The sequence below is a fragment of the Streptomyces sp. NPDC001492 genome (genome assembly GCF_053597275.1).
The window spans coordinates 121,924-143,606 of sequence record NZ_JBSFHW010000010.1; the positions used below are offsets into that span (position 1 = coordinate 121,924).

The 21,683-nt window shown below is 72.1% G+C and carries 15 protein-coding genes; 9 read left to right on the forward strand and 6 right to left on the reverse strand.

Going from position 1 to position 21,683, the window contains the following annotated elements; all coding sequences use genetic code 11:
- Nucleotides 1-3 precede the first annotated feature (3 nt).
- From iolB to ACWC1K_RS15575, 9 genes are all read left to right on the forward strand, one after another.
- The gene (iolB, locus tag ACWC1K_RS15535) at nucleotides 4-831 is read left to right on the forward strand and encodes a 5-deoxy-glucuronate isomerase (RefSeq protein ID WP_450831637.1); all 828 of its coding nucleotides are present in this window, start codon (nucleotides 4-6) and stop codon (nucleotides 829-831) included.
- Complete coding sequence (gene iolD / locus ACWC1K_RS15540; protein ID WP_450831638.1) at nucleotides 828-2,714, forward strand: 3D-(3,5/4)-trihydroxycyclohexane-1,2-dione acylhydrolase (decyclizing); 1,887 nt, start codon at nucleotides 828-830, stop codon at nucleotides 2,712-2,714. The genes iolB and iolD overlap by 4 nt, the downstream gene beginning before the upstream one ends.
- 14 nt (nucleotides 2,715-2,728) lie before the next feature.
- Nucleotides 2,729-4,231, forward strand: coding sequence for a CoA-acylating methylmalonate-semialdehyde dehydrogenase (gene mmsA, locus ACWC1K_RS15545; RefSeq protein WP_450831640.1), 1,503 nt, complete (start codon nucleotides 2,729-2,731; stop codon nucleotides 4,229-4,231).
- Nucleotides 4,232-4,457: 226 nt separating this feature from the next.
- Complete coding sequence (locus ACWC1K_RS15550; protein ID WP_450831642.1) at nucleotides 4,458-5,852, forward strand: APC family permease; 1,395 nt, start codon at nucleotides 4,458-4,460, stop codon at nucleotides 5,850-5,852.
- Nucleotides 5,853-6,035: 183 nt separating this feature from the next.
- Nucleotides 6,036-8,870 carry a CocE/NonD family hydrolase gene (locus tag ACWC1K_RS15555; RefSeq protein WP_450831643.1) on the forward strand — a complete coding sequence of 945 codons (2,835 nt, stop codon included), beginning with the start codon at nucleotides 6,036-6,038 and terminating at the stop codon, nucleotides 8,868-8,870.
- Nucleotides 8,867-9,739 carry an ABC transporter permease gene (locus tag ACWC1K_RS15560; protein WP_450831645.1) on the forward strand — a complete coding sequence of 291 codons (873 nt, stop codon included), beginning with the start codon at nucleotides 8,867-8,869 and terminating at the stop codon, nucleotides 9,737-9,739. Before ACWC1K_RS15555 ends, ACWC1K_RS15560 begins: the two co-directional genes overlap by 4 nt.
- 147 nt (nucleotides 9,740-9,886) lie before the next feature.
- Complete coding sequence (locus tag ACWC1K_RS15565; RefSeq protein WP_450831647.1) at nucleotides 9,887-11,455, forward strand: YfbK domain-containing protein; 1,569 nt, start codon at nucleotides 9,887-9,889, stop codon at nucleotides 11,453-11,455.
- Between the two features lie 87 nt (nucleotides 11,456-11,542).
- Nucleotides 11,543-13,489, forward strand: coding sequence for an AMP-dependent synthetase/ligase (locus ACWC1K_RS15570; RefSeq protein ID WP_450831649.1), 1,947 nt, complete (start codon nucleotides 11,543-11,545; stop codon nucleotides 13,487-13,489).
- Nucleotides 13,490-13,608: 119 nt separating this feature from the next.
- Complete coding sequence (locus tag ACWC1K_RS15575) at nucleotides 13,609-14,859, forward strand: glycoside hydrolase family 26 protein (protein WP_450831651.1); 1,251 nt, start codon at nucleotides 13,609-13,611, stop codon at nucleotides 14,857-14,859.
- 7 nt (nucleotides 14,860-14,866) lie between these two features.
- Here ACWC1K_RS15575 and ACWC1K_RS15580 read toward each other — a convergent pair whose 3' ends face one another.
- The 6 genes from ACWC1K_RS15580 to ACWC1K_RS15605 are packed head-to-tail and all read right to left on the reverse strand — an operon-like array spanning nucleotide 14,867 to nucleotide 21,682.
- Nucleotides 14,867-15,979: a GNAT family N-acetyltransferase gene (locus ACWC1K_RS15580; protein ID WP_450831652.1), complete on the reverse strand. Its 1,113-nt coding sequence runs from the start codon at nucleotides 15,977-15,979 to the stop codon at nucleotides 14,867-14,869.
- A complete protein-coding gene (locus ACWC1K_RS15585; RefSeq protein ID WP_450831654.1) occupies nucleotides 15,976-16,650 on the reverse strand; it encodes a lipopolysaccharide biosynthesis protein in 675 nt (224 codons plus the stop codon). Before ACWC1K_RS15585 ends, ACWC1K_RS15580 begins: the two co-directional genes overlap by 4 nt.
- Entirely contained in the window at nucleotides 16,647-17,789 is a 1,143-nt protein-coding gene (locus tag ACWC1K_RS15590; RefSeq protein WP_450831656.1) for a glycosyltransferase, read from the reverse strand. The genes ACWC1K_RS15585 and ACWC1K_RS15590 overlap by 4 nt, the downstream gene beginning before the upstream one ends.
- Nucleotides 17,786-18,577 carry a polysaccharide deacetylase family protein gene (locus tag ACWC1K_RS15595; RefSeq protein ID WP_450831658.1) on the reverse strand — a complete coding sequence of 264 codons (792 nt, stop codon included), beginning with the start codon at nucleotides 18,575-18,577 and terminating at the stop codon, nucleotides 17,786-17,788. Before ACWC1K_RS15595 ends, ACWC1K_RS15590 begins: the two co-directional genes overlap by 4 nt.
- A complete protein-coding gene (murJ, locus tag ACWC1K_RS15600) occupies nucleotides 18,567-20,234 on the reverse strand; it encodes a murein biosynthesis integral membrane protein MurJ (RefSeq protein WP_450831660.1) in 1,668 nt (555 codons plus the stop codon). Before murJ ends, ACWC1K_RS15595 begins: the two co-directional genes overlap by 11 nt.
- On the reverse strand, nucleotides 20,231-21,682 hold the full coding sequence (locus tag ACWC1K_RS15605) for an O-antigen ligase family protein (protein ID WP_450831662.1): 1,452 nt from the start codon (nucleotides 21,680-21,682) through the stop codon (nucleotides 20,231-20,233). Before ACWC1K_RS15605 ends, murJ begins: the two co-directional genes overlap by 4 nt.
- Nucleotide 21,683: the final 1 nt, after the last annotated feature.

Consider the following 21,683-nt stretch of genomic DNA (forward strand, 5'->3'; position numbering starts at 1 on the left):
CGCATGACCGGCAACGACCTGTACGTCGCGCAGGGCACCACCGCGGATGCCGACTACACGCTCGACATCGACCCCAAGCGGGCCGGCTGGGCGTACTGCAGTCTGCGGATCGTCGAGCTGGAGCCGGGTGGCACGCACACCTTCACCACCGGCGACAGTGAGTGGATCGTGCTTCCGCTGCAGGGCGGATGTACCGTGCGCACAGCCGACGGCACAACGGACGAAGAGTTCCAACTCCTGGGCAGGGACAGCGTGTTCGCGTCGGTCTCCGACTTCGCGTACGCACCCCGTGACGCCCGGGTCCAGATCGCCTCCGGCGCGGGAGGCCGCTTCGCCCTGGCAGGAGCGAAGTGCGAGCGACGACTCCCCGCCCGCTACGGCCCCGCGCCGGAGGTCCCCGTCGAAGAACGAGGCAGCGGCAACCGGCTGCGGCACGTCCGCAACTTCGCCTCTGCCGACGCCTTCGACTGCGACAAGCTCATCGCCGTCGAAGTGATCACCCCCGGTGGCAACTGGTCCTCGTATCCGCCGCACAAGCACGACGAGCACCGGCCGGGCGTGGAGGCGGAGCTGGAGGAGATCTACTACTTCGAGATCGACGGCCCGAACGGTTTCGGCTATCAGCGCGTATCTCCCTCCCGTGAGGGCGGATCCGACGTCCTCACGGAGGTCCGATCCGGCGATGCCGTCCTCGTCCCCGACGGATGGCACGGCCCGTCCATCGCCCAGCCCGGCCACGACATGTACTACCTGAACGTCATGGCGGGCCCGGGCGAGACTCGGGAGTGGCGGATCTGCTTCCATCCGGAACATACGGAGGGTTACCGATGACGTCCTCAACGACGAGGCTCACGGTCGCGCAGGCACTCGTCCGCTTCCTGTCGGTCCAGTACACCGAGCGCGACGGCGTCCGGCAGCGGCTGATCGGCGCCACCTGGGGCATCTTCGGCCACGGCAACGTGGCGGGGATCGGCCAGGCACTCGTCGAGTACGCCGACGACATGCCGTACCACCAGGGCCGCAACGAACAGGCCATGGTGCACGCGGCGGTCGGTTACGCGAGGCAGTCGGGCCGCCTGTCCACCCACGCGGTGACGACCTCCATCGGTCCGGGCGCCACCAACCTCGTCACGGGCGCCGCCCTCGCGACCGTCAACCACCTCCCGGTCCTGCTCCTGCCGGGTGACGTCTTCGCCACCCGCCCCGCCGACCCGGTGCTCCAGCAGCTCGAAGTCCCCTACGCCGGCGATGTCTCGGTCAACGACAGCCTGCGGCCGGTCTCGAAGTACTTCGACCGCATCACCCGGCCGGAAGCCCTGATCCCGTCCGCCCTGAACGCCATGCGCGTGCTGACCGACCCCGTCGAGACCGGCGCCGTGACCCTGGCCCTCCCTCAGGACGTCCAGGCCGAGGCCCACGACTGGCCGGACGAGTTCTTCGCCGAGCGCACCTGGGTCGTACGGCGTCCGGGCGCCGACCCGGCCGAACTCGCCGAGGCGGTAGGGGTGATCAGGTCCGCCCGCAGGCCACTCGTCATAGCCGGCGGCGGCGTCCACCACAGCCGCGCCGAGGAGGCCCTCGCCGAGTTCGCCCAGGCCACCGGCATCCCGGTCGCCTCCACCCAGGCCGGCAAGGGCTCCCTGCGCCACGACCACCCGCAGGACGTCGGCGGCATCGGCCACACCGGCACGGCGACCGCGAACGAACTCGCCCGCACCGCCGACCTGGTCATCGGCGTGGGGACCAGGTACACCGACTTCACCACGGCCTCCGGCACCCTCTTCAGCGGCGAGGGCGTGCGCTTCCTCAACCTCAACATCGCGCCCTTCGACGGCCACAAGCTGGCCGGCCGGCCCCTGATCGCGGACGCCCGCAGCGGCCTCCAGGAGCTGACCGCGGCTCTGGACATGCATGCGTACGAGGTCCCGGCCTCCTACGTCACCGAGTACACCGAGGACAAGGAGCGCTGGGAACAGCGTGTCGACGCCTGCTACGAGGCCGACGAGCCGGACGTACGCCCGACGCAGCCGCAGGTCCTCGGCGCGCTGGACGCGCTCGTGGACGAGTCCGACGTGATCATCAACGCGGCCGGCTCCCTCCCCGGCGACCTGCACAAACTGTGGCGGGCGCGGTCGCGGGACCAGTACCACCTGGAGTACGGCTACTCCTGCATGGGCTACGAGATCCCCGCCGCGATCGGCGTGAAGCTGGCCGCACCGGACCGGCCCGTGTGGGCGCTGGTCGGCGACGGCACGTATCTGATGATGCCGACGGAGATCGTGACCGCCGTACAGGAGGGCATCGCGATCAAGATCCTCCTGATCCAGAACCACGGATACGCGTCCATCGGCGGTCTGTCCGAGTCGGTGGGCGGCGAGCGGTTCGGCACGGCGTACCGCTTCCGGTCCGACGACGGTACGTACACGGGGGCGCCGCTGCCCGTGGATCTCGCCGCCAACGCCGCCAGCCTCGGCATGCGCGTGCTGCGCGCGAAGACCGTGGCGGACCTGCGGACGGCGCTCGCGGAGGCGCGCGCCGCCGACACACCCACATGTGTCTACGTCGAGACCGAAACGGCCGACACTGTGTCGGGCCCGCCGCCCGCGCAGGCCTGGTGGGATGTACCTGTGGCCGAGACCGCGACCCGACCGTCGGCGGTGAAGGCCCGCGAGCTGTACGAACGGCACGTCTCGACCCGACGCCGCCATCTGTGAAGGAGTAACTGGGCATGACGAAGATCGTCAACCACTGGATCGGCGGCAAGTCCGTCGAAGGCGCGTCGGGCACGTACGGGCCGGTCACCGACCCTGCGACCGGCGCGGTCACCACGAAGGTCGCCTTCGCCTCGGTCGACGAGGTCGACGCGGCGGTCGCCGCCGCGAAGGACGCCTTCGCCACCTGGGGCACCTCCTCGCTCGCGAAGCGGACCTCGATCCTGTTCAAGTTCCGGGCGCTGCTGGAGGCCAACCGGGACGCGCTCGCCGAGCTGATCACCGCCGAGCACGGCAAGGTGCACAGTGACGCGCTGGGCGAGGTCGCGCGCGGCCTGGAGATCGTCGACCTGGCATGCGGGATCACCGTGCAGCTGAAGGGCGAGCTGTCGACCGAGGTGGCCAGCCGCGTGGACGTCTCGTCCATCCGCCAGCCGCTCGGCGTCGTCGCGGGCATCACGCCGTTCAACTTCCCGGCGATGGTCCCGATGTGGATGTTCCCGATCGCCATCGCGACCGGCAACACCTTCGTTCTCAAGCCCTCCGAGAAGGACCCGTCGGCGTCCATCAAGCTCGCCGAGCTGCTCGCGGAGGCCGGTCTGCCGGACGGCGTCTTCAACGTCGTGCACGGCGACAAGGTGGCCGTGGACCGCCTCCTGGAGCACCCCGACGTCAAGGCCGTCTCCTTCGTCGGCTCGACCCCCATCGCCCGCTACATCCACACCACCGCCTCCGCCAACCACAAGCGCGTGCAGGCGCTGGGCGGTGCCAAGAACCACATGCTGGTCCTGCCGGACGCCGACCTGGACGCGGCCGCCGACGCCGCCGTGTCGGCCGCCTACGGCTCCGCGGGCGAGCGCTGCATGGCCATCTCCGCGGTCGTCGCGGTCGGCTCCATCGGCGACGAGCTCGTCGACAAGATCCGCGAGCGCGCCGAGAAGATCAAGATCGGCCCCGGCAACGACCCGACGTCCGAGATGGGCCCGCTGATCACGAAGGTCCACCGCGACAAGGTGGCCTCCTACGTCACCGGCGCGGCGGCCGAGGGCGCCGAGGTGGTGCTGGACGGCACCGGGTACACCGTCGAGGGCTTCGAGGACGGCCACTGGATCGGCATCTCGCTCCTGGACAAGGTGCCCACATCCGCGAAGGCGTACCAGGACGAGATCTTCGGCCCGGTCCTCTGTGTCCTCCGCGTGGACACATACGAGGAGGGCGTGGCGCTGATCAACGCCTCGCCGTTCGGCAACGGCACCGCGATCTTCACCCGGGACGGCGGCGCCGCCCGCCGCTTCCAGCTGGAGATCGAGGCCGGCATGGTCGGCGTGAACGTCCCGATCCCGGTGCCCGTCGGCTACCACAGCTTCGGCGGCTGGAAGGACTCCCTCTTCGGGGACCACCACATCTACGGCAACGACGGCACGCACTTCTACACCCGCGGCAAGGTCGTCACCACCCGCTGGCCGGACCCGGCCGACGCCCCGGCGGGCGTGGACCTGGGCTTCCCGCGCAACCACTGACGCAGGAGTCAGGGGCCGTCCGTATAGCGGACGGCCCCATTTTTTTACGCCTCGGGACTACGGTTCCCGTACGAGCGAAAGGCTGCGAATTCCCGCATGGTGTGCCGTATCCGCGATCAAAGGCCGTTTTGATCTACGGATTTCGTAGGTAAACGGCTATTGACGCGCTGGTTTTCGTTGGGATTCCATCAGCGCAATCTGCTGCCCCTGGCGATCGGAACCGCGCATGACCGACACGCTCCGCCCCGTCGACACGGTCGTCGACGCGCCCCACGGCCCTCAGAAGCTCAAGCGCTCCATCGGTGTGGTGGGTGGAACACTGCTGACCCTCTCCTGCGTGACCCCGGCCTCCACGCTCTTCGTGGTCGTCCCGGACCTGTTCGGCTCGCTCGGCACCGCCACCGCCCTGACGATCGCCATCGGCTCCCTCCTCTGTATCGCCGTGGCGTTCTGCTACTCGGAGCTGGGCACCCTGATCCCCAGCGCGGGCGGCGAGTACGCGATGGTCTCGACGATGGCCGGACGGCTCGCGGGCTGGCTCGTCTTCGTGCTCTCCCTCCTGGTCGTCATGATCGTCCCGCCGGTGATCGCGATGGGCACGGCGGACTACCTGGCACCGGTCGTGCACCTCGACCCGGCGATCGCCGGCGCCGGCGTCATGCTGCTGGCGACGCTCGCCGGCCTGCTCGACCTGCGGGCCAACGCCTGGATCACCGGCATCTTCCTGGTCCTGGAGGTCATCGCGGCGGCCGTGGTGGCGGTCCTGGGCTTCGCACACAGCGAGCGGGGCGCCGGGAGCCTGGTCTCGATGAAGGTGGCGGGCTCCGGCGGCCACCCGGACACGGTGACGGCGATGCTGGTGGTCTCGGGCCTCGCGATCGCCCTGTTCGTCACCCAGGGCTTCTCGACCGCCGTCTACCTCTCCGAGGAACTGGAGCACCCGCGCCGCAACGTCGCCCGCACGGTCCTGGCCACCCTCGCCATCTCGACGGTGATCATCCTGGTCCCGGTGGTGGCGATCACCATGGGCGCCTCGGACCTCTCCACGCTGACCGGCGGTGACATCAGCTCCATGGTCACCGCCTGGTCCAACTCCGCGGTCGGCACCTTCGTCAGCCTCTGCGTGGCCCTCGCGATCATCAACGCGGGCATCGTCATGGTCATCCAGAACTCCCGTGTCCTGTTCGCCTCGGCCCGCGACAAGGCCTGGCCGGAGCCCGTCAACAACGTCTTCGCCAAGCTGGGCCGCTTCGGCTCCCCCTGGGTCGCCACCCTCGCCGTCGGAGTCCCGGGCGCCCTGCTCTGCTTCGTGAACCTGGACACCCTGTACGGCGTCACGGGCGTCTCGGTGACGGGCATGTACCTCCTGGTCGCGGTGGCCGCCCTCCTCTCCCGCCGCGGCTCCCACAAACACACCCCCGCCTGGCGGATGCCTCTGTGGCCCGCCATGCCGGTGCTGCTGATCGCGGTCCTGGCGTACATCCTGAGCCAGCAGGAGACGAGCTACCTGCTGTGGACGGGCGGCATCACGGCGGCAGCGACCCTGTACTGGGCCTTCTACCTCCGCCCGCGCAGGGACACGCGGTGGCTGGTCTCACTCCCCGAGGACGAGCGGCTTTAAGGGGCGCGGGGAACGGCGCGACAAGCCACGATGCACCCGCACTCGGCCCATTACAGAAGCGACCGGGCTCGTAGCCGTACAGCAAGCGCGGTACACGGCATTCCACCCGTACTCCCGCGGGAGGGCGCACCCTTCACCCCCGGGGCTGCCCCCACTGTCAGAGACGCCCCGTACCGTTGAGACATGGATCTTCGACTGCCCCGCCTGCGAGGGCTGCTTCGGGGGCCCCGGAGGCTGCTCGCCGCCGGGGCCGCCGTCGTCGTACTCGCAGGCGCGGGAACGTGGACGGCCGTCGCCTCGGACGACAAGGCCCCGGTGCAGCGGACCGACCGCGTCATGGCGATGGACGGGGTGCGGATCGACACCTCGTACTTCACCCCCGCCTCCACCGGCGGACGCCACCCCGCCGTCCTGCTCGCCCACGGCTTCGGCGGCAGCAAGCAGGACGTCCGGCAGCAGGCGGAGGACCTGGCGAGAGACGGTTACGCGGTGCTCACCTGGTCGGCCCGCGGCTTCGGGAAGTCCACCGGCAAGATCGGACTGAACGACCCGAAGGGCGAGGTCGCCGACGTCTCCAAGCTGATCGACTGGCTCGCTGAGCAGCCCGAGGTCCAGCTCGACAAGCCCGGCGACCCCCGCGTGGGCGTCGCGGGCGCCTCGTACGGCGGCGCGATCTCCCTGCTGGCAGCGGGGTACGACCACCGGGTGGACGCCACGGCCCCGGCGATCACGTACTGGAACCTGGCGGACGCCCTGTTCCCGAACGGCGTCTTCAAGAAGCTGTGGGCGGGCATCTTCATCAACTCCGGCGGCGGCTGCGGCAGGTTCCAGCCCGAGCTGTGCCGGATGTACGAGCGGGTCGCGGAGTCCGGCAAGCCGGACGCCCAGGCGCGGGAGCTGCTGGCCGCCCGTTCCCCCTCCGCCGTCGCCGACCGCATCAAGGTGCCCACGCTCCTGGTGCAGGGCCAGACGGACTCCCTCTTCCCGCTCGGCCAGGCGGACGCGGCGGCGAAGGCCATCCGTGCCAATGGCGCCCCGGTCGACGTCGACTGGATCGCCGGCGGACACGACGGCGGCGACATGGAGACGAGCCGCGTCCAGACACGCGTGCGTGCATGGTTCGACCAGTACCTCAAGGACGAGAAGGGCACGGACACGGGCCCGGCCTTCCGCATCACCCGCACCGGAGGCGTCGACTCCACGGACGGCGCGGCCGTGCTGCGGGGAGCGACCGACGACACGTACCCGGGCCTGGAGAGCGGACAGCGCTCCGTGCCGCTCAGGGGCTCGCGGCAGAGCTTCGCCAACCCTGCGGGTGCCAGTCCGCCCGCCGTCTCCGCCCTGCCCGGCCTCGGCGGTTCCGGCGGCCTCGCCCAGCTGTCCTCGCTCGGCGTCGGGGTGTCGCTGGACTTCCCCGGCCAGTACGCGCGATTCGAGTCGGCACCGGTGAGCAGCGGCCTGCGGATCACGGGATCGCCCACGGTCACCGTGCATGTGAAGTCGACGAGCGACGACGCCGTCCTGTTCGGGAAGGTGTACGACGTCGGTCCCGGCGGCGGCACCCCCGTGCTGCCCTCGCAACTGGTGGCGCCCGTCCGCGTCGAGGGCGCCAAGTCCGGCAAGGACGTCACAATCACGCTCCCGGCCGTCGACCACGAGGTCGAGCAGGGCCACCGGCTGCGCCTGGTCCTCGCCTCCACCGACCTCGGCTACGCCTCCCCGGCCGCCCCGGCGACGTACACCGTCTCCCTCAAGGGCGACCTGAAGGTGCCGACGGCACCCGGCGTGACGACCGCGGCCGCGCCGCTGCCGTCCTGGGTGTGGTGGCTCCCGCTGGCCGGCGCGGTGCTCGCCCTGGCCCTGCTGCTGACCGGCCGCCGCCGCACGATCGCGCCGTCCCCGGCTCCCGAACTGGCCGAAGTGCCGCTCCAGATCACGGACCTGAGCAAGCGGTACGCCAAGTCGGCGGACCGCTACGCGGTACGGGACCTGTCCTTCCGTGTGGACAAGGGCCAGGTCCTCGGTCTCCTCGGTCCCAACGGCGCGGGCAAGACGACGACCCTGCGCATGCTGATGGGCCTGATCAGGCCGGACGGCGGCGAGATCCGCGTCTTCGGCCAGGCGATCCGTCCCGGCGCCCCGGTCCTGTCCCGGGTCGGCGCGTTCGTGGAGGGCGCGGGTTTCCTCCCGCACCTGTCCGGCCGCGAGAACCTGGAGCTGTACTGGCAGGCGACGGGCCGCCCGCCCGAGGACGCCCACCTGGACGAGGCCCTGGAGATCGCGGGCCTCGGCGACGCGCTGGCCCGCGCGGTCCGCACCTACTCCCAGGGCATGCGCCAGCGCCTGGCCATCGCCCAGGCCATGCTCGGCCTCCCGGACCTGCTCATCCTCGACGAACCGACCAACGGCCTCGACCCGCCCCAGATCCGCGAGATGCGCGAGGTGCTGATCCGCTACGCGGCGGCCGGCCGCACGGTGATCGTCTCCAGCCACCTCCTGGCAGAGGTCGAACAGTCCTGCACCCACCTGGTCGTCATGGACCGCGGCCGCCTGGTCCAGGCAGGCCCGGTCGCCGACATCATCGGCTCAGGCGACACCCTCCTGGTCGGCCTGGCCTCCGACATCCCGGACCCGCTGCTGGAGAAGGTAGCGGCCCTGCCGGGCGTCGAGTCGGCGGTACGGACGGACGGGGGCCTCCTGATCCGGCTCGCTCCCGGCGAGGGGGCCGTCTCGGGCGGGGGCGGCGAAGTCACCTCCGGTGCGGCAGCGGATTTCAGGGGCGCGGAGCTGCTTCCATCAGCGGCTCCGCCGCGGGGCGCGACCAGCCACGACGGCGCCGCAGACGAACAACCCCACACAGCGACCCTCACCGAACCGACCCCAGCCGCCCGCACGGGCACGGGCACCGCCGCCGGCCTCCTGGTCGAGCTGGTGCGCCTAGAAGTACCGGTCACCTCACTCGGCCCCCACCGCCGCCTGGAGGACGCCTTCCTCACCCTGATCGGAGGTTCCGCATGAGCACGCTGGCCGAGCACACCGAGCCCCATCACGCCGCCTCCGGTTACCGGGCCGCCCGCACGCTGCCCCTACGGGTCGAGCTGGTCCGGCAGCTGAAGCGGCGCCGGACGCTGATCATGGCGGGGATCCTCGCCGCGCTGCCGTTCGTGCTGCTGATCGCGTTCGCGATCGGCGGCGACCCGGGCGGCCGCAACGGCCAGGTGACGCTGATGGACACGGCCACCGCGTCGGGAGCCAACTTCGCCGCCGTCAACCTCTTCGTCTCCGCGGGCTTCCTGCTCGTCATCCCGGTCGCCCTGTTCTGCGGGGACACCGTGGCATCCGAGGCGAGCTGGTCCTCCCTGCGCTATCTGCTGGCCGCACCCGTCCCACGGGCCCGCCTCCTGTGGTCCAAGCTGGTCGTAGGACTCGGCCTCAGCCTGGCCGCGATGATCCTGCTCCCGGTGGTGGCCCTGGCCGTGGGCACGGCCGCCTACGGCTGGGGCCCGCTCCGGATCCCCACCGGCGGTGCGCTGGACTCGGGGACGGCGGCCCAGCGCCTGCTGGTGGTCGTGGCGTTCATCTTCGTGTCCCAACTGGTCACCGCGGGGCTGGCGTTCTGGCTCTCGACGAAGACCGACGCGCCCCTCGGGGCGGTCGGCGGCGCGGTCGGACTCACCATCGTCGGCAATGTCCTGGACGCCGTGACGGCCCTCGGCCACTGGCGTGACTTCCTGCCCGCGCACTGGCAGTTCGCCTGGGCGGACGCCGTCCAGCCGCACCCCGAGTGGTCCGGCATGATCCAGGGCACGGCGATTTCCATAACGTACGCGCTCGTGCTGTTCGCCCTGGCCTTCCGGGGTTTCGCCCGCAAGGACGTGGTCTCCTAGGTCAACGGAGGATCACCCACCGGTCTCGGCCGGCCATGATCGTGGCCGTCTTGAGACTCATCCGCAACGCCCCGTGCCGCACATTCCGACCCCCTGCGCCGTCACAGTCACAGACGTCGGCGTCAACACACCAAGGGGGCACGGAAGATGGAGCGGTACCGAACACCACGCCCGGGTACGCCACACCGCCGCACCCGACGGCTGCGCGCCGCCCTCCTCGCCCTCACGGCGACGAGCGGCCTGCTGCTCACGGCCTGCGGTGCGGGCGGCGGCTCCGAGAGCAGCAGCAACAACGCTTCGGACGGCTCGCACGGGACGGGCTTCCCGGCCCCTGCCGCCCCGACGGCCGGCGAGCAGCAGGGCGAGGACCGGTTCGCCGGCCCGTCCCCGACTCCGGACGATCACCTCTCCACCTTCGCCCTGGACGTCGACACGGCCTCCTACGGCTATGCCCGCCGCACCCTCGCCGCAGGACAGCGCCCCGACCCGGCGACCATCCGCCCCGAGGAGTTCGTCAACAGCTTCCGCCAGGACTACGAACGCCCCGACGGCAACGGCTTCACGGTCACCGTCGACGGCGCCCGCACCGACGAGAAGAACTGGTCCCTGGTCCGCGTCGGCCTCGCGACCCGCCCGGCCACGGAGACCGGCCGGCGCCCGCCCGCAGCCCTCACCTTCGTCATCGACATCTCGGGCTCCATGTCCGAGCCCGGCCGCCTCGATCTCGCGCAGAAGTCCCTGGACACGATGACGGACCGGCTGCGCGACGACGACTCGGTCGCCCTCGTCACCTTCAGCGAGAAGGCCGAGCAGGTCCTGCCGATGACCCGCCTCGGCGGCCACCGCGGCGAGATCCACGACGCGATCGACGGACTGGAGCCGACCTACTCCACCAACCTCGGCGCGGGCGTCGAGACCGGCTACGCCACCGCCGTCGAGGGCCGCCGCAAGAACGCCACCAACCGCGTCGTCCTCATCTCCGACGCCCTCGCCAACGACGGCGACACCGACCCGGACTCGATCCTGGACCGCATCTCCTCGGCCCGCCGCGAGTACGGCATCACCCTCTTCGGCGTCGGCGTCGGCAGCGACTACGGAGACGCCCTCATGGAACGCCTCGCCGACAAGGGCGACGGCCACACCGTGTACGTCTCGAAGGAGGACGAGGCCCGCAAGGTCTTCTGCGAGCAGCTCCCGCAGAACATCGACCTGACCGCCCGCGACGCCAAGGCCCAGGTCGCCTTCGACCCCGCCACGGTCGCCGAGTTCCGCCTCGTCGGCTACGACGACCGCCGGGTCGCCGACGACGACTTCCGCAACGACCGCGTCGACGGCGGCGAGGTCGGCCCCGGCCATACGGTCACCGCCCTCTACGCCGTCCGCACCAGGCCCGGCGCCGACGGCCACCTCGCCACGGCCACCGTCCGCTGGCTCGACCCCGACACCCGCGACCCGCACGAGAAGTCCGGTGAACTGGAGACCGGCGCCCTGAGCGACTCCCTCCGGGAGGCGAGCCCCCGCTTCCAGGTCACCGCCGTGGCCGCCTATTTCGCCGACGCCCTCCGCCAGGGCGACGAACACTGGCGCTCCCTCCCCGGCGACCCCGGGCTGAGCGAACTCCGCGCCCGTGCCGAGCAGTTGTCGAAGAAGACCGAGGACAAGGACGTACAGCAGCTCGCCGACGCGATAGGACAGGCGGACCGAGGCCAGGGCTAGAACATCAGTCCCGCCGGTGTCGCCCCATTGACCTTTCCTTACTTGTGAGTAAGTTGACCTCCCAGTCAGAGCCGACCGGGAGCCGTCATGGGCGTACGCAAGGACCTGAAAAGGGCAAAACGGCGCACCGACCTCGCGTCCCGCACCAGGGTCGAGGTCGTCAGGGACGAGGACGGAGTCGTGCGCGAGGCCCGCACCCCCGCCCTCGCCCCGCGCCCGGCCACCGGCAGCACCGCCGACCTCCCCTTCACCAACGCGGCCGAGGCCCCCGACGCCGTGGTGCTGCGCCGCCGGCACGACGACGGCACCTGGCGGCCGGTGACCGCGGCCGCCTTCGCCCGCGAAGTCACCGCCGTGGCCAAGGGGTTGATTGCCGCGGGCCTCGAACCGGGCGGCCGGGTCGCCGTCATGTCCCGTACCCGCTACGAGTGGACGGTCCTGGACTTCGCCATCTGGGCGGCGGGCGGCCAGACCGTCCCGATCTACGCCACGTCCTCCGCCGAGCAGGTGGAGTGGATCGTCCGCGACTCGGACGCCCGCTTCGTCATCACCGAGACCGCCGAGAACGCCGCCACGGTGACGACGGGGACCGCCCGGCACGAACGGCAGCCGCGCATCTGGCAGCTGACGCCGACATCGGCGACCGCCGCGGAGGGAGGCGCCATGACCGACCTCGTCACTCTCGGCCGCCACCTCCCCGACGAGGAGGTCACCAAGCGCCGTACCGCCCTCACCCCCGGCGCGATCGCGACGATCTGCTACACCTCCGGCACCACCGGCAAACCGAAGGGCTGCGTCCTCACCCACGCCAACCTGCACGCCGAGGCCGCCAACACGGTCGAGCTGCTCCATCCGATCTTCAAGGAGGTCACCCGCCAGGTCGCCTCCACCCTTCTCTTCCTGCCGCTCGCCCACATCCTCGGCCGCACCCTCCAGATCGCCTGTCTGATGGCCCGCATCGAGATCGGCCACTGCCCCGGCATCAAGCCCGAGGAACTGCGGCCCGCCCTCAAGGAGTTCCGCCCGACCTTCCTGGTCGGCGTCCCGTATCTCTTCGAGAAGATCCACGACACGGGCCGTGCGACCGCCGAGAAGATCGGCCGCGGTGCCTCCTTCGACCGCGCGGACCGCATCGGCGTCCGCTTCGGCCAGGCGTACCTGGACAAGTTCCTGGAGACCGGCAAGGGCCCGAGCCCCGCCCTCTACGCCGCCTGGGCCCTGTACGACCTGCTGGTCTACCGCCGCATCCGCAAGGAACTCGGCGGCCGTATGCGGTACGCCATCAGCGGCGGCTCCCCGCTCGACCGCAAGCTCAACCTGTTCTTCTACGCCGCCGGAATCATCGTCTACGAGGGCTACGGCCTGACGGAGACGAGCGCCGCCGCCACGATCGTCCCGCCCCTGGGGCCCCGCCCGGGCACGGTCGGCGTCCCGGTCCCCGGCACCGCGGTGCGGATCGCCGACGACGGGGAGGTGCTCATCAAGGGCGGCGTCGTCTTCGGCGCGTACTGGAACAACCCGGCCGCCACCGACGCCGTCCTGCGGGACGAGTGGTTCGCGACCGGTGATCTCGGCTCCCTCGACGAGGACGGCTATCTCACCATCACCGGCCGCAAGAAGGACATCCTCGTCACCTCCGGCGGCAAGAACGTCTCCCCGGCCGTACTGGAGGACCGGCTGCGCAGCCGCCCGCCGATCGGCCAGTGCATCGTCGTCGGCGACAAGCGTCCCTTCGTCGCCGCCCTCATCACCCTCGACCCCGAGGCCGTCGCCCACTGGCTGACGGTCCGCAAGCTGCCCGCGGACACCCCGATGTCCGAGGTCGTACGCGATCCGCGGATGCGCGCCGACGTTCAGAGGGCCGTGGACTACGCCAACGAGGCCGTCTCCCGCGCCGAGTCGGTCCGTGCGTTCGCCCTCGTCGAGGGTGAGTTCACGGAGGACAACGGATTGCTCACCCCGTCGTTGAAAATCAAGCGGCACGCCGTGACGGCGGCGTACGCGGAGGAGATCGAGGCGCTGTACGGCGGCTGAGGGCCGGCCCCGGTCACTCGTGCGGGTGATCCGCGGCCAGCTGTCTGACTCAAGTGACGCAATTAAGTGATATATGACTATGTGTCATTAATGTGCGGAATTGCGGCAAAGGAGGATGAATGAGCCCTCATCGCCGCCGGTCCGCCCACAGGCGACTGGCGATTCTCACCGTCGCAGCGCTCGCGTCAGCCGCGCTCGCCTGGGGCCCGGCCTCCCCGGCCGACGCCGCACGGCATCCCGGCCGGCCCGGCCCGCCCCCGAACGACGCGCGCGCCTACTCGGTGGCGGACGTGCGGCGGGCCGCGTTCGGCGCGTTCCTCGACTCCGAGCCCGAAGGGCTGGTCCGCCTGAGGGAGTTCAGCGGCTGGCTGGGCGGCACCGAACTGCGCGTGGGGCACACCTATCTGCCGGGCGACGTGTGGGAGAACATCGAGGGCGGCTACGGCTTCCTCGACAGCTGGGCCAAGTGGCGGCTGGCCAAGCCCGACCGGCTGCTCGTGCTCAACGTCCCGCTGATGGAGCACAACGAGGCGCAGGTCTCCGACATCGCCGTCGCACGGCTGCTGCGGCGTGCCGCGGCCGGCGAGTTCGACGGGCACTTCCGGCTGCTGGCACAGCGCCTGGTCGACCTGGGGGCGACGGACACGGTCCTGGTGCTCGGCTGGGAGATGAACGGCGTCACGTACACCCACCGCTGCGGCCCCGACCCGGAGGACTGGATCCGGTACTGGCGGCGCATCGTCACCGTCATGCGCTCCATTCCCGGCCAGAGGTTCAGGTTCGACTTCGCCCCGAACCGGGGGCAGGACGCGATTCCGTGGTCGAAGTGCTATCCCGGCGACGACTTCGTCGACATCGTCGGCATGGACTCGTACGACCAGCCGCGTGGCGCGTCGTTCGACGAGCAGGTGTCGGAGCCCTACGGTCTGCAGTTCCACGTGGACTTCGCGCGGCAGCACCACAAGCCGATCTCGTATCCGGAGTGGGGTCTGTACCGCAACGGCGACAACGTCACGTACATGCTGCGCATGCTCGCCTGGATGGACGAGCACAAGCCGCTGTACAACACGATCACCGACTACTGCCCGCACGGCGTGTGGCTGTGCACCGAGAATCCCCGGGCCGCCGCCACCTACCGTGCGGTGCTGGCCAGTTCCCTGCTGCCGGAGCCGACGCCGTTGCCCGTCGTGCCCGTCCCGCCCGTTCCCGTGATCCCCGCGCCACCGGAGCCGACCCCGGTGCCGTTGCCGACGCCGGTGCCCACGCCCCCGGCACCGGCAGTTCCCGAGCCTGCGGCGCCGACCCCGCCGGTGCCCGCCGTGCCCACGCCGCCCGTCACCCCGCAGATCCCGCCCGCCCCCTCGCCCTGAGGCGGTGCTACCAGTGGTCCTTGGAGTCGGGGACCATGCGCCGGACCGACTTGGCCCCGCACCGGGCGGCGGCCGCGCAGAGGGTGGCCGCCAGCAGCGGCGCCGTGCGCCGTCCGGCCAGCAGGAAGCGCTGGTTGTAGACCGTGTCGGGGCACCAGCGGTACTTGTGCGGCTCGTCGCCGCGCATCAGGCTCAGCACCCGGCCCTCCTCGGCGGACGCGACATGCTCGGTGGAGGCGCGCAGCAGCATCGTCGCCACATCCACCTTGCGCTCCCGCAGCCCCGGGTGGAAGCCGTACATGTAGTCGCCCAGCAGCTGCCCCGACAGCAGATGCAGGTTGACGGCCACCACCGCGCCCTCGAGGAGGAACTCCGTCACCGAGGCCTGCCCCGAGCGGGCCATCGGGACCACCGACCGCACGAGGTGCTCCAGGAACTGCGGCCGGGTGTGCTCCGGTGTCATCTTCTTGCCCTGCCACTGCAGACGGTGCAGCTCCAGCAGCCGCCGCAGCGCGGTCTCCGTCTCGTCGTGGCCGACGACCCGCCACTCGACGCCGAGCCGGCCCAGCTTGTTCACCTTGTTGCGCACCCGCTGGGCGCGCGTCGGCGGCAGCCGCTTGACCAGCTCGGTCATCGGCAGGGCGGGCAGTTCCAGGCAGGTCGAGTCGCGCAGCCTGCGGCGTGGACCGCGCCAGCGGCCGTAGACCTGCTCCACCGCGCTGCCCGGCCGGACCTCCCGGAAGTCGATCAGCGCGGTGCGGGCCGCGTCGGCCAGCGCGTCGGCCAGGGCCCGGCTGCCGTGCTCGGCCTCCTTCTCGTCGAGCAGTACGTCGCAGAAGTCGGAGATGGCGCCGCCGATGGGCACCAGCTTCGGCAGTGGCCGCCGTACCCGCATCAGCGGTGCGGCGGCCACCAGTTCACCGCCCCGGCGCACCAGGAACAGCCGCAGCCCGTCGGGTGTGCCGTACGAGAGCCACCAGGAGTGCAGCCAGGCGTGGCTCTGGAACGGTGTCGCCGAGGGGCAGGCGTCGTGCAGCCGTCCCCATTCCCCGGCCAGCGCGGCGAACGTGCGCTCGTCGGTGCACAGTTCCACCGAGAGCGTATGGCCGGACGCGGTCATCCGAGGGTCCCGCGGGCGTCCACGGCATGGGTCGGGGCGGGCACCGTCGGCTGGCCGGGGCCGTCGTCGTCCGCCCTGCGCCGCGGCCGTGCCAGCAGGGCGAGTCCGCCCAGCAGACCTCCGGCGCACGCGCCCACGAGCGAGGTCAGCTTCCAGGACGCGGACGACGGCTGGGCGGGCCGCATCGCGCGGGCGAGCGGTTCGAGCCGGATGCCGGTGCCGGCCTTGGTGTGGGCCGCCTGCGTGACCAGCACACCGGACACGGCGTTGGCGATGTCCGCGGCCTGGGCGGGGTTCGACGAGGTCGCCGAGACCGAGACCATCGGGGCGTCCGGCGAGGTCGCGACCTGCACGCTCTTGCGCAGGAACGCGGCCGGTACGCCCGCCTCGACCTGCGCGTCCCCGAGCACCGCGAGCTGCGGGGCGACCCGGCCGTACGCCTGCGCGAAGCCGAGCGCGTCGGCGCAGTCGACGTCGGAGCGGCCGCCGGCCGCCACGGCGACGACGGAGCTCGTCGCCGTGTACTGCGGCGGTTTCACCAGTCCGTACGTGCCGCCGGCCACGGCACCGAGCAGCGCGCCGGCCGGCAGCAGCCACCACGAGGGCAGCCGCCTCACACGGGCACGCTCACGGCGCGGCAGGCGGGCACGCTGAACGGGGTTGTCGGTCATGGAGCACTCACTTCCAGGGTCGAGCCGGCCACAGCGGCCGTGTAGACATCCATCAACTGCCGGGCGCTGCACGCGATGTCGTAGTGGTGCACGGCGTCCGGGACGCATCGCTCGCCCGGCCCCGCCGCCCGCAGCCGCAGCAGCTCCCGTACGTACGCCCCGGTGGAGCCGGTGACGCGCCGGGCGCCGGGTGCCGCCCGAGGCGGCAGGTCCTCGACGGCGGGGCAGCTCGCGTACAGCACGGGCAGCCCGGCCGCCAGCGCCTCCACCACGGCCAGTCCGAAGGCCTCCTGCGGCGACGGCGAGACGAGCACATCCATCGCCGACAGCAGGTCGGCCAGCCCGGGCGTGTCGTCGCGGGGACCCGGCAGATACGGCCGCTCGCCCGTCAGCACCACCCGGTCCGCGACCCCCAGCGCCCGCGCGGTGCGCCGCAGCGCCGTCTCCTCGGGCCCGCCGCCCACCAGCAGCAGCCGTACGTCAGCGGGCAGCCGGGACAGGGCGCGCAGCAGCAGGTCGAAGCGTTTGCCCGGGGTGAGGCGCCCCACCCCGCCGACGACGTACGCGTCCTCGGGCAGCCCGTAGTGCAGCCGTGCCTCCTTGCGGGCCACCTCGTCGAAGCGGAACCGGGGCGCGTCGATGCCGTTCGGGATGACGCGGATGCGTGTTCCGGGCACGCCCCAGCGGCGCAGCCGCTCGGCCACCGTCGGCGAGACGGCGACCGTGGCGCGGCCCAGGCGCTCGCCGGCCAGGTACAGGCCGCGGACGCCCGCGGTCAGCGGCCGGCCCTCCAGCGCTGTCTCGCCGATCGAGTGCTCGGTGGCCACCACCGCCCGGACTCCCGCGAGCCGCGCGGCGATCCGGCCGTAGAGACAGGCCCGGTACAGATGGGTGTGGACGAGGTCGTAGCCGCCGGTGCGGATCAGCCGGGTCAGCCGGGGCAGCGCACCGAGGTCGCGGTTGCCGCCCATGCCGAGGTGGATGACCCGGACCCCGTCGGCGGCCAGGCCCGCGGCGACCGGTCCGGGGTTGGTCAGGGTCACCACGTCGCACTGCGCGGGAAGGTGCCGCAGCAACAGGCGCAGCTGCTGTTCCGCTCCGCCGACGCCGAGGCCGGTGATGATGTGCAGGGCCCTCACACGGCCTCCACGGAGCGGCCGAAGAACCGGGCCAGGCGTCGCTTCAGCTCCAGCCGTACGACGGTGTCGATCTCCCCGACGTGGATGCGGGGCAGCGCGAAGTCCCCGCAGCCGTCCGGACCGGGGGTGATCGCGCAGGCGTAGCGGTAGCCGGCCAGGCGCACGGCGGCGGCGACGCGCTCGTCGAGATACCCGTACGGGTAGCAGAAGCCCTCCACGTCGGTACCGGTGATCCCGGCGAGCAGATGGCGGCTGTCGTGGACCTCGGAGCGCAGCACCTCGTCGGTGGCCTTGGTCAGGTCCAGGTGGGTCAGGCCGTGCGAGGCGACCTCCATGCCCGCGGCCACCGCGCGGCGGATGCCGTCCGCGTCCAGCAGCGGCTTGCGCGGTCCGAGCGGCTCCCATGCGTTCTCGCCGCCGAGCCGCCCGGGCAGCACGAACACGGTCGCCGTGAAACCCCAGCGGCACAGCACGGGCAGCGCGTCGCCGGTGAAGTCGGCGTATCCGTCGTCGAAGGTGAGCCCCACCAGGCCGCGCTCGGTGCCACGGGCGCGCGCCGAGAGGAGTTCGCGCATGCTCACCCCGCGCAGGCCGCGGCTCGACATCCAGGCGAACTGGCGGTCGAGGCGGGCGGGGGAGACGGTGACGTTGTAGGGGTCGTCCGGGCAGTCCGAGACGGAGTGGTACATGGCCACCCAGACGGCGGGACCCCGCTTGGACCGTCTTCTCGCGGACGATCTGGGATCGGGTTCGGCCTTGCGCGGGGCAGCGGAGACGTCAGCGACCATGACCCAGCTTTCGTGTGACGGAATGACGGAGTGACTGAGCGACGGGAAGCAGAAGAGACCGGGCGTCCGCCGCGTCGAGGGCCCAGGCCAGCAGCAGGAAGACGACGGTCACGCAGATGCAGCAGGCGGCGACGGCCGCCGCGGGTGAGGTGAACAGCCCGGCCACCACAAGTCCGGCCCCGGTGGCGCACACGGCCGCGCACACCGGCCTGACCAGTTCGGCGACGACCCGGCGCACGCGCACCGGCACATTGCGCGGGCCCAGGCCGTGCAGCATGAGCAGCGCGGTGAGGGTGATGCCGGTCGCGTTGGCCGCGGCGATGCCGCAGGCACCCCAGGGCCGTACGGCCCAGGCGCCGATGACGACGGTGGCGAGCGCCCCCACGCCCATCGCGCCGAGCGGGAACCAGGTGGTGCGGCCGGCCGCGAAGTACGACCGCACGAGCGCCCCGACGAGCGTCTGCCCGAGCAGCCCGGCCGCGTACACCCGCATCACGGCGGCGGTCGCGGCGGTGTCCTGCGCCGTGAACGCCCCGCGCTGGAAGAGGAGTCGGACGATCTGCGGAGCGCAGGCCACCACCATCGCGGCGCCGAGCAGAACGAGGCAGGCCATCAGCAGCACGTCCCGCTCGACCCGGTCCCGGGCCCGCCGCGTGTCGCCCTCGGCGATGGCCTGCGCCACCACCGGGAAGGTGACGATGCACACCATCATGGACAGCGACATCGGCAACTGCGCGACCTTCTGGGCGTAGTTGAGGTGCGAGATGGCCCCGGCGGGCAGCGCGGACGCGAAGTGCCGCTCGATGAGCACCTGCGACTGCCGGCACAGCGCGAACAGCAGGACCGCGCAGACGAGGCCCGGCGCGAGCGGCCGCCCGCCGTCGTCCTGGTACCCGCGGTCGTTCCGGCCGGGCCGCCCCGCGAGCCGGCGCACCAGCGACGGAGTCTGTACGGCGACCATGAGGCACCCGCCGAGCGCCACCCCGAGGGCGGCGGACCGCACGCCCCAGTGCACACCGAGGACGAACATCGTCGAGATGATCGCCACGTTGTACGCGATGTAGATCGCGCCGGGCGCGAGATACGAACGGTGGGCGCGCAGCGCGGCACTGCAGTACCCGGCAAGACCGAAGCTCAGTACGCAGGTCGCGGTCAGCCGGGTGCAGGCGATCGCGAGCGACGGGTCGGGCAGACCGGGCGCGAGGGCCGCCACCAGCAGCGGCGCCCCGGCCATCAGCGCGGCGGCCGTGGCGGCGAAGGCGAGGCACAGCCGCGGCAGCGAGGCGGCGACCAGGGCGCGCACCGGGTCGGGGGTGCCGTTCCCGAGCGCCCGCCGGGCCAGCGCCACGCTGAACGCGGGCACCAGCACGAACGCCATGCCCTCCTCGATCAGCAGCGTCGCCGCCAGTTCGGGCACGGTCCAGGCCACCAGGAACGCGTCGGTGTCCGCGCCGGCACCGAAGAGATGCGCGAGCGCCTGGTCCCGCGCCAGCCCGAGCACCGCCCCGGCCATGGACAGCGCCGCGGACAGCAGCGTCGCCCGGGCCAGGAAGCGGGCCGAGGGGGTGTCCGCGTGCCGGGCGGTAACCGTGCCGGGACGGCCGTCGACGTCGGCAGCGTCGGGGGCGCCCGCGGTCTTCGCGGTTCCGGGATTCACCGAGGGTCCGATTCCGTTGCGGGACGGGTAGCGCCCCAAAGGGGCGCGGGGCTGTGTCGATCTGCGGCTCCGCCGCGGGGCGCGACCAGCCACGACGTCGCAGCAGACGGCCGACGACACTCCGCCCCGCGGCAGGGCCGCGATTCCGCGCAACCGGCGGAGCCGACCCCCAGCGACCACCAAGCGACGACCCCGAAGCAGACCCCCATCAGGGTGGTGGAGGGACCACCGATGTCGGAGTACAGAAAGTTCACCAGCTGCCACAGCAGCAGCCCGCACGCGGCGAGCGCGCAGTCCCGCGCGTCCGCCGCCCGCCGCAGCCGGCGCAGCGCGCACACCAGCAGGGCCAGCCAGCTGCCCGCGACCGTGACCAGGCCCAGCAGGCCCTGCTCGCTCAGGAGCAGCATGTACATGTTGTGCGGGGAGAGCAGAGGCTGGCGCCGGAAGGCCTGGCCGTCGCCCTCCGTGTCGCTGCCCGACGACAGCGCGAGCGAGGCGTGCGAGTCCCGGTAGGCGGGAAAGGCCTTCAGGCCGACGCCCTGCACCGGGTGCTCGTCCCACATGTCGATGGAGGCCGCCCACATGGTGTAGCGGTCGATGACCGACTGGTCCGGTGCCCCGGCGACCTGGGTGATGCTGGTCAGCCGCTCCTGCAGCGCCGAGCCGCCCACGCCGAACCCGCCCACCAGCACCACCGAGGCCGCGGCCACCGCCGCGAACACCTTCACCGCCCGCCGCACCCCGGCCAGCAGGAGCTGCGCACCGCAGGTCACGGCCGTGGCGATCCAGGAACCCCGGCTGAAGGACAGCGCGAGCGGCACGAGCAGCGCCAGCGCACAGACGGCGGCCGCGACCCGCTGCCGCCGCGCACCCGTCCCGAGCGCCAGACCGGTCAGCGACACCACTCCGGCCGCGACGACGGTCGCCATCCCCATCACGTCGTGCGGCCCGAACGTGCCCACCGCCCGGATGTAGGCCCCCTGGTACGAGGCCCCGGTTCCGGTCAGGTACTGGTGCACCCCGACCGCCCCCTGCCACAGCGCGAGACCGGCCAGCCCCCAGAGCACCAGCCGGGCATCGCGCAGGCCGCGCACCAGCAGCACCATCGCGAGCGGGACGAGCACGAACACCTGGAGATAGCGCGCGAGTCCGGTGACCGCGTCGCCGGGCGTCACCGCCCCGGTCGCGGAGACCGCGATCCCCACCACGGGCAGCCCGAGCACGACCGCCGCCGTCCGCGTCAGCGGGCGCCGCGCCCGCCGCAGGGTCCGTACCGCGGCCCACAGCAGGACCAGCCCGCAGGTCAGGTCGGCGGGCGTGGCACCGCTGTCCGTCTCGGCCGGCAGCCCCAGGAGGGCGATCACCGCCAGGAGGGGCAGCACGGGCGCGGCCCGCCGCAGCGCCGGCAGTGGCCACGCGAGCGGTACGGAGGCCGAGGGAGTGCTCACC

What these genes read in the sequence shown, in the direction of transcription:
- iolB (WP_450831637.1), top strand. Translation starts at nt 4, where the DNA reads ATGACCGGCAACGACCTGTACGTCGCGCAGGGCACCACCGCGGATGCC.
- iolD (WP_450831638.1), top strand. Translation starts at nt 828, where the DNA reads ATGACGTCCTCAACGACGAGGCTCACGGTCGCGCAGGCACTCGTCCGC.
- mmsA (WP_450831640.1), top strand. Translation starts at nt 2,729, where the DNA reads ATGACGAAGATCGTCAACCACTGGATCGGCGGCAAGTCCGTCGAAGGC.
- ACWC1K_RS15550 (WP_450831642.1), top strand. Translation starts at nt 4,458, where the DNA reads ATGACCGACACGCTCCGCCCCGTCGACACGGTCGTCGACGCGCCCCAC.
- ACWC1K_RS15555 (WP_450831643.1), top strand. Translation starts at nt 6,036, where the DNA reads ATGGATCTTCGACTGCCCCGCCTGCGAGGGCTGCTTCGGGGGCCCCGG.
- ACWC1K_RS15560 (WP_450831645.1), top strand. Translation starts at nt 8,867, where the DNA reads ATGAGCACGCTGGCCGAGCACACCGAGCCCCATCACGCCGCCTCCGGT.
- ACWC1K_RS15565 (WP_450831647.1), top strand. Translation starts at nt 9,887, where the DNA reads ATGGAGCGGTACCGAACACCACGCCCGGGTACGCCACACCGCCGCACC.
- ACWC1K_RS15570 (WP_450831649.1), top strand. Translation starts at nt 11,543, where the DNA reads ATGGGCGTACGCAAGGACCTGAAAAGGGCAAAACGGCGCACCGACCTC.
- ACWC1K_RS15575 (WP_450831651.1), top strand. Translation starts at nt 13,609, where the DNA reads ATGAGCCCTCATCGCCGCCGGTCCGCCCACAGGCGACTGGCGATTCTC.
- ACWC1K_RS15580 (WP_450831652.1), bottom strand. Translation starts at nt 15,979, where the DNA reads ATGACCGCGTCCGGCCATACGCTCTCGGTGGAACTGTGCACCGACGAG.
- ACWC1K_RS15585 (WP_450831654.1), bottom strand. Translation starts at nt 16,650, where the DNA reads ATGACCGACAACCCCGTTCAGCGTGCCCGCCTGCCGCGCCGTGAGCGT.
- ACWC1K_RS15595 (WP_450831658.1), bottom strand. Translation starts at nt 18,577, where the DNA reads ATGGTCGCTGACGTCTCCGCTGCCCCGCGCAAGGCCGAACCCGATCCC.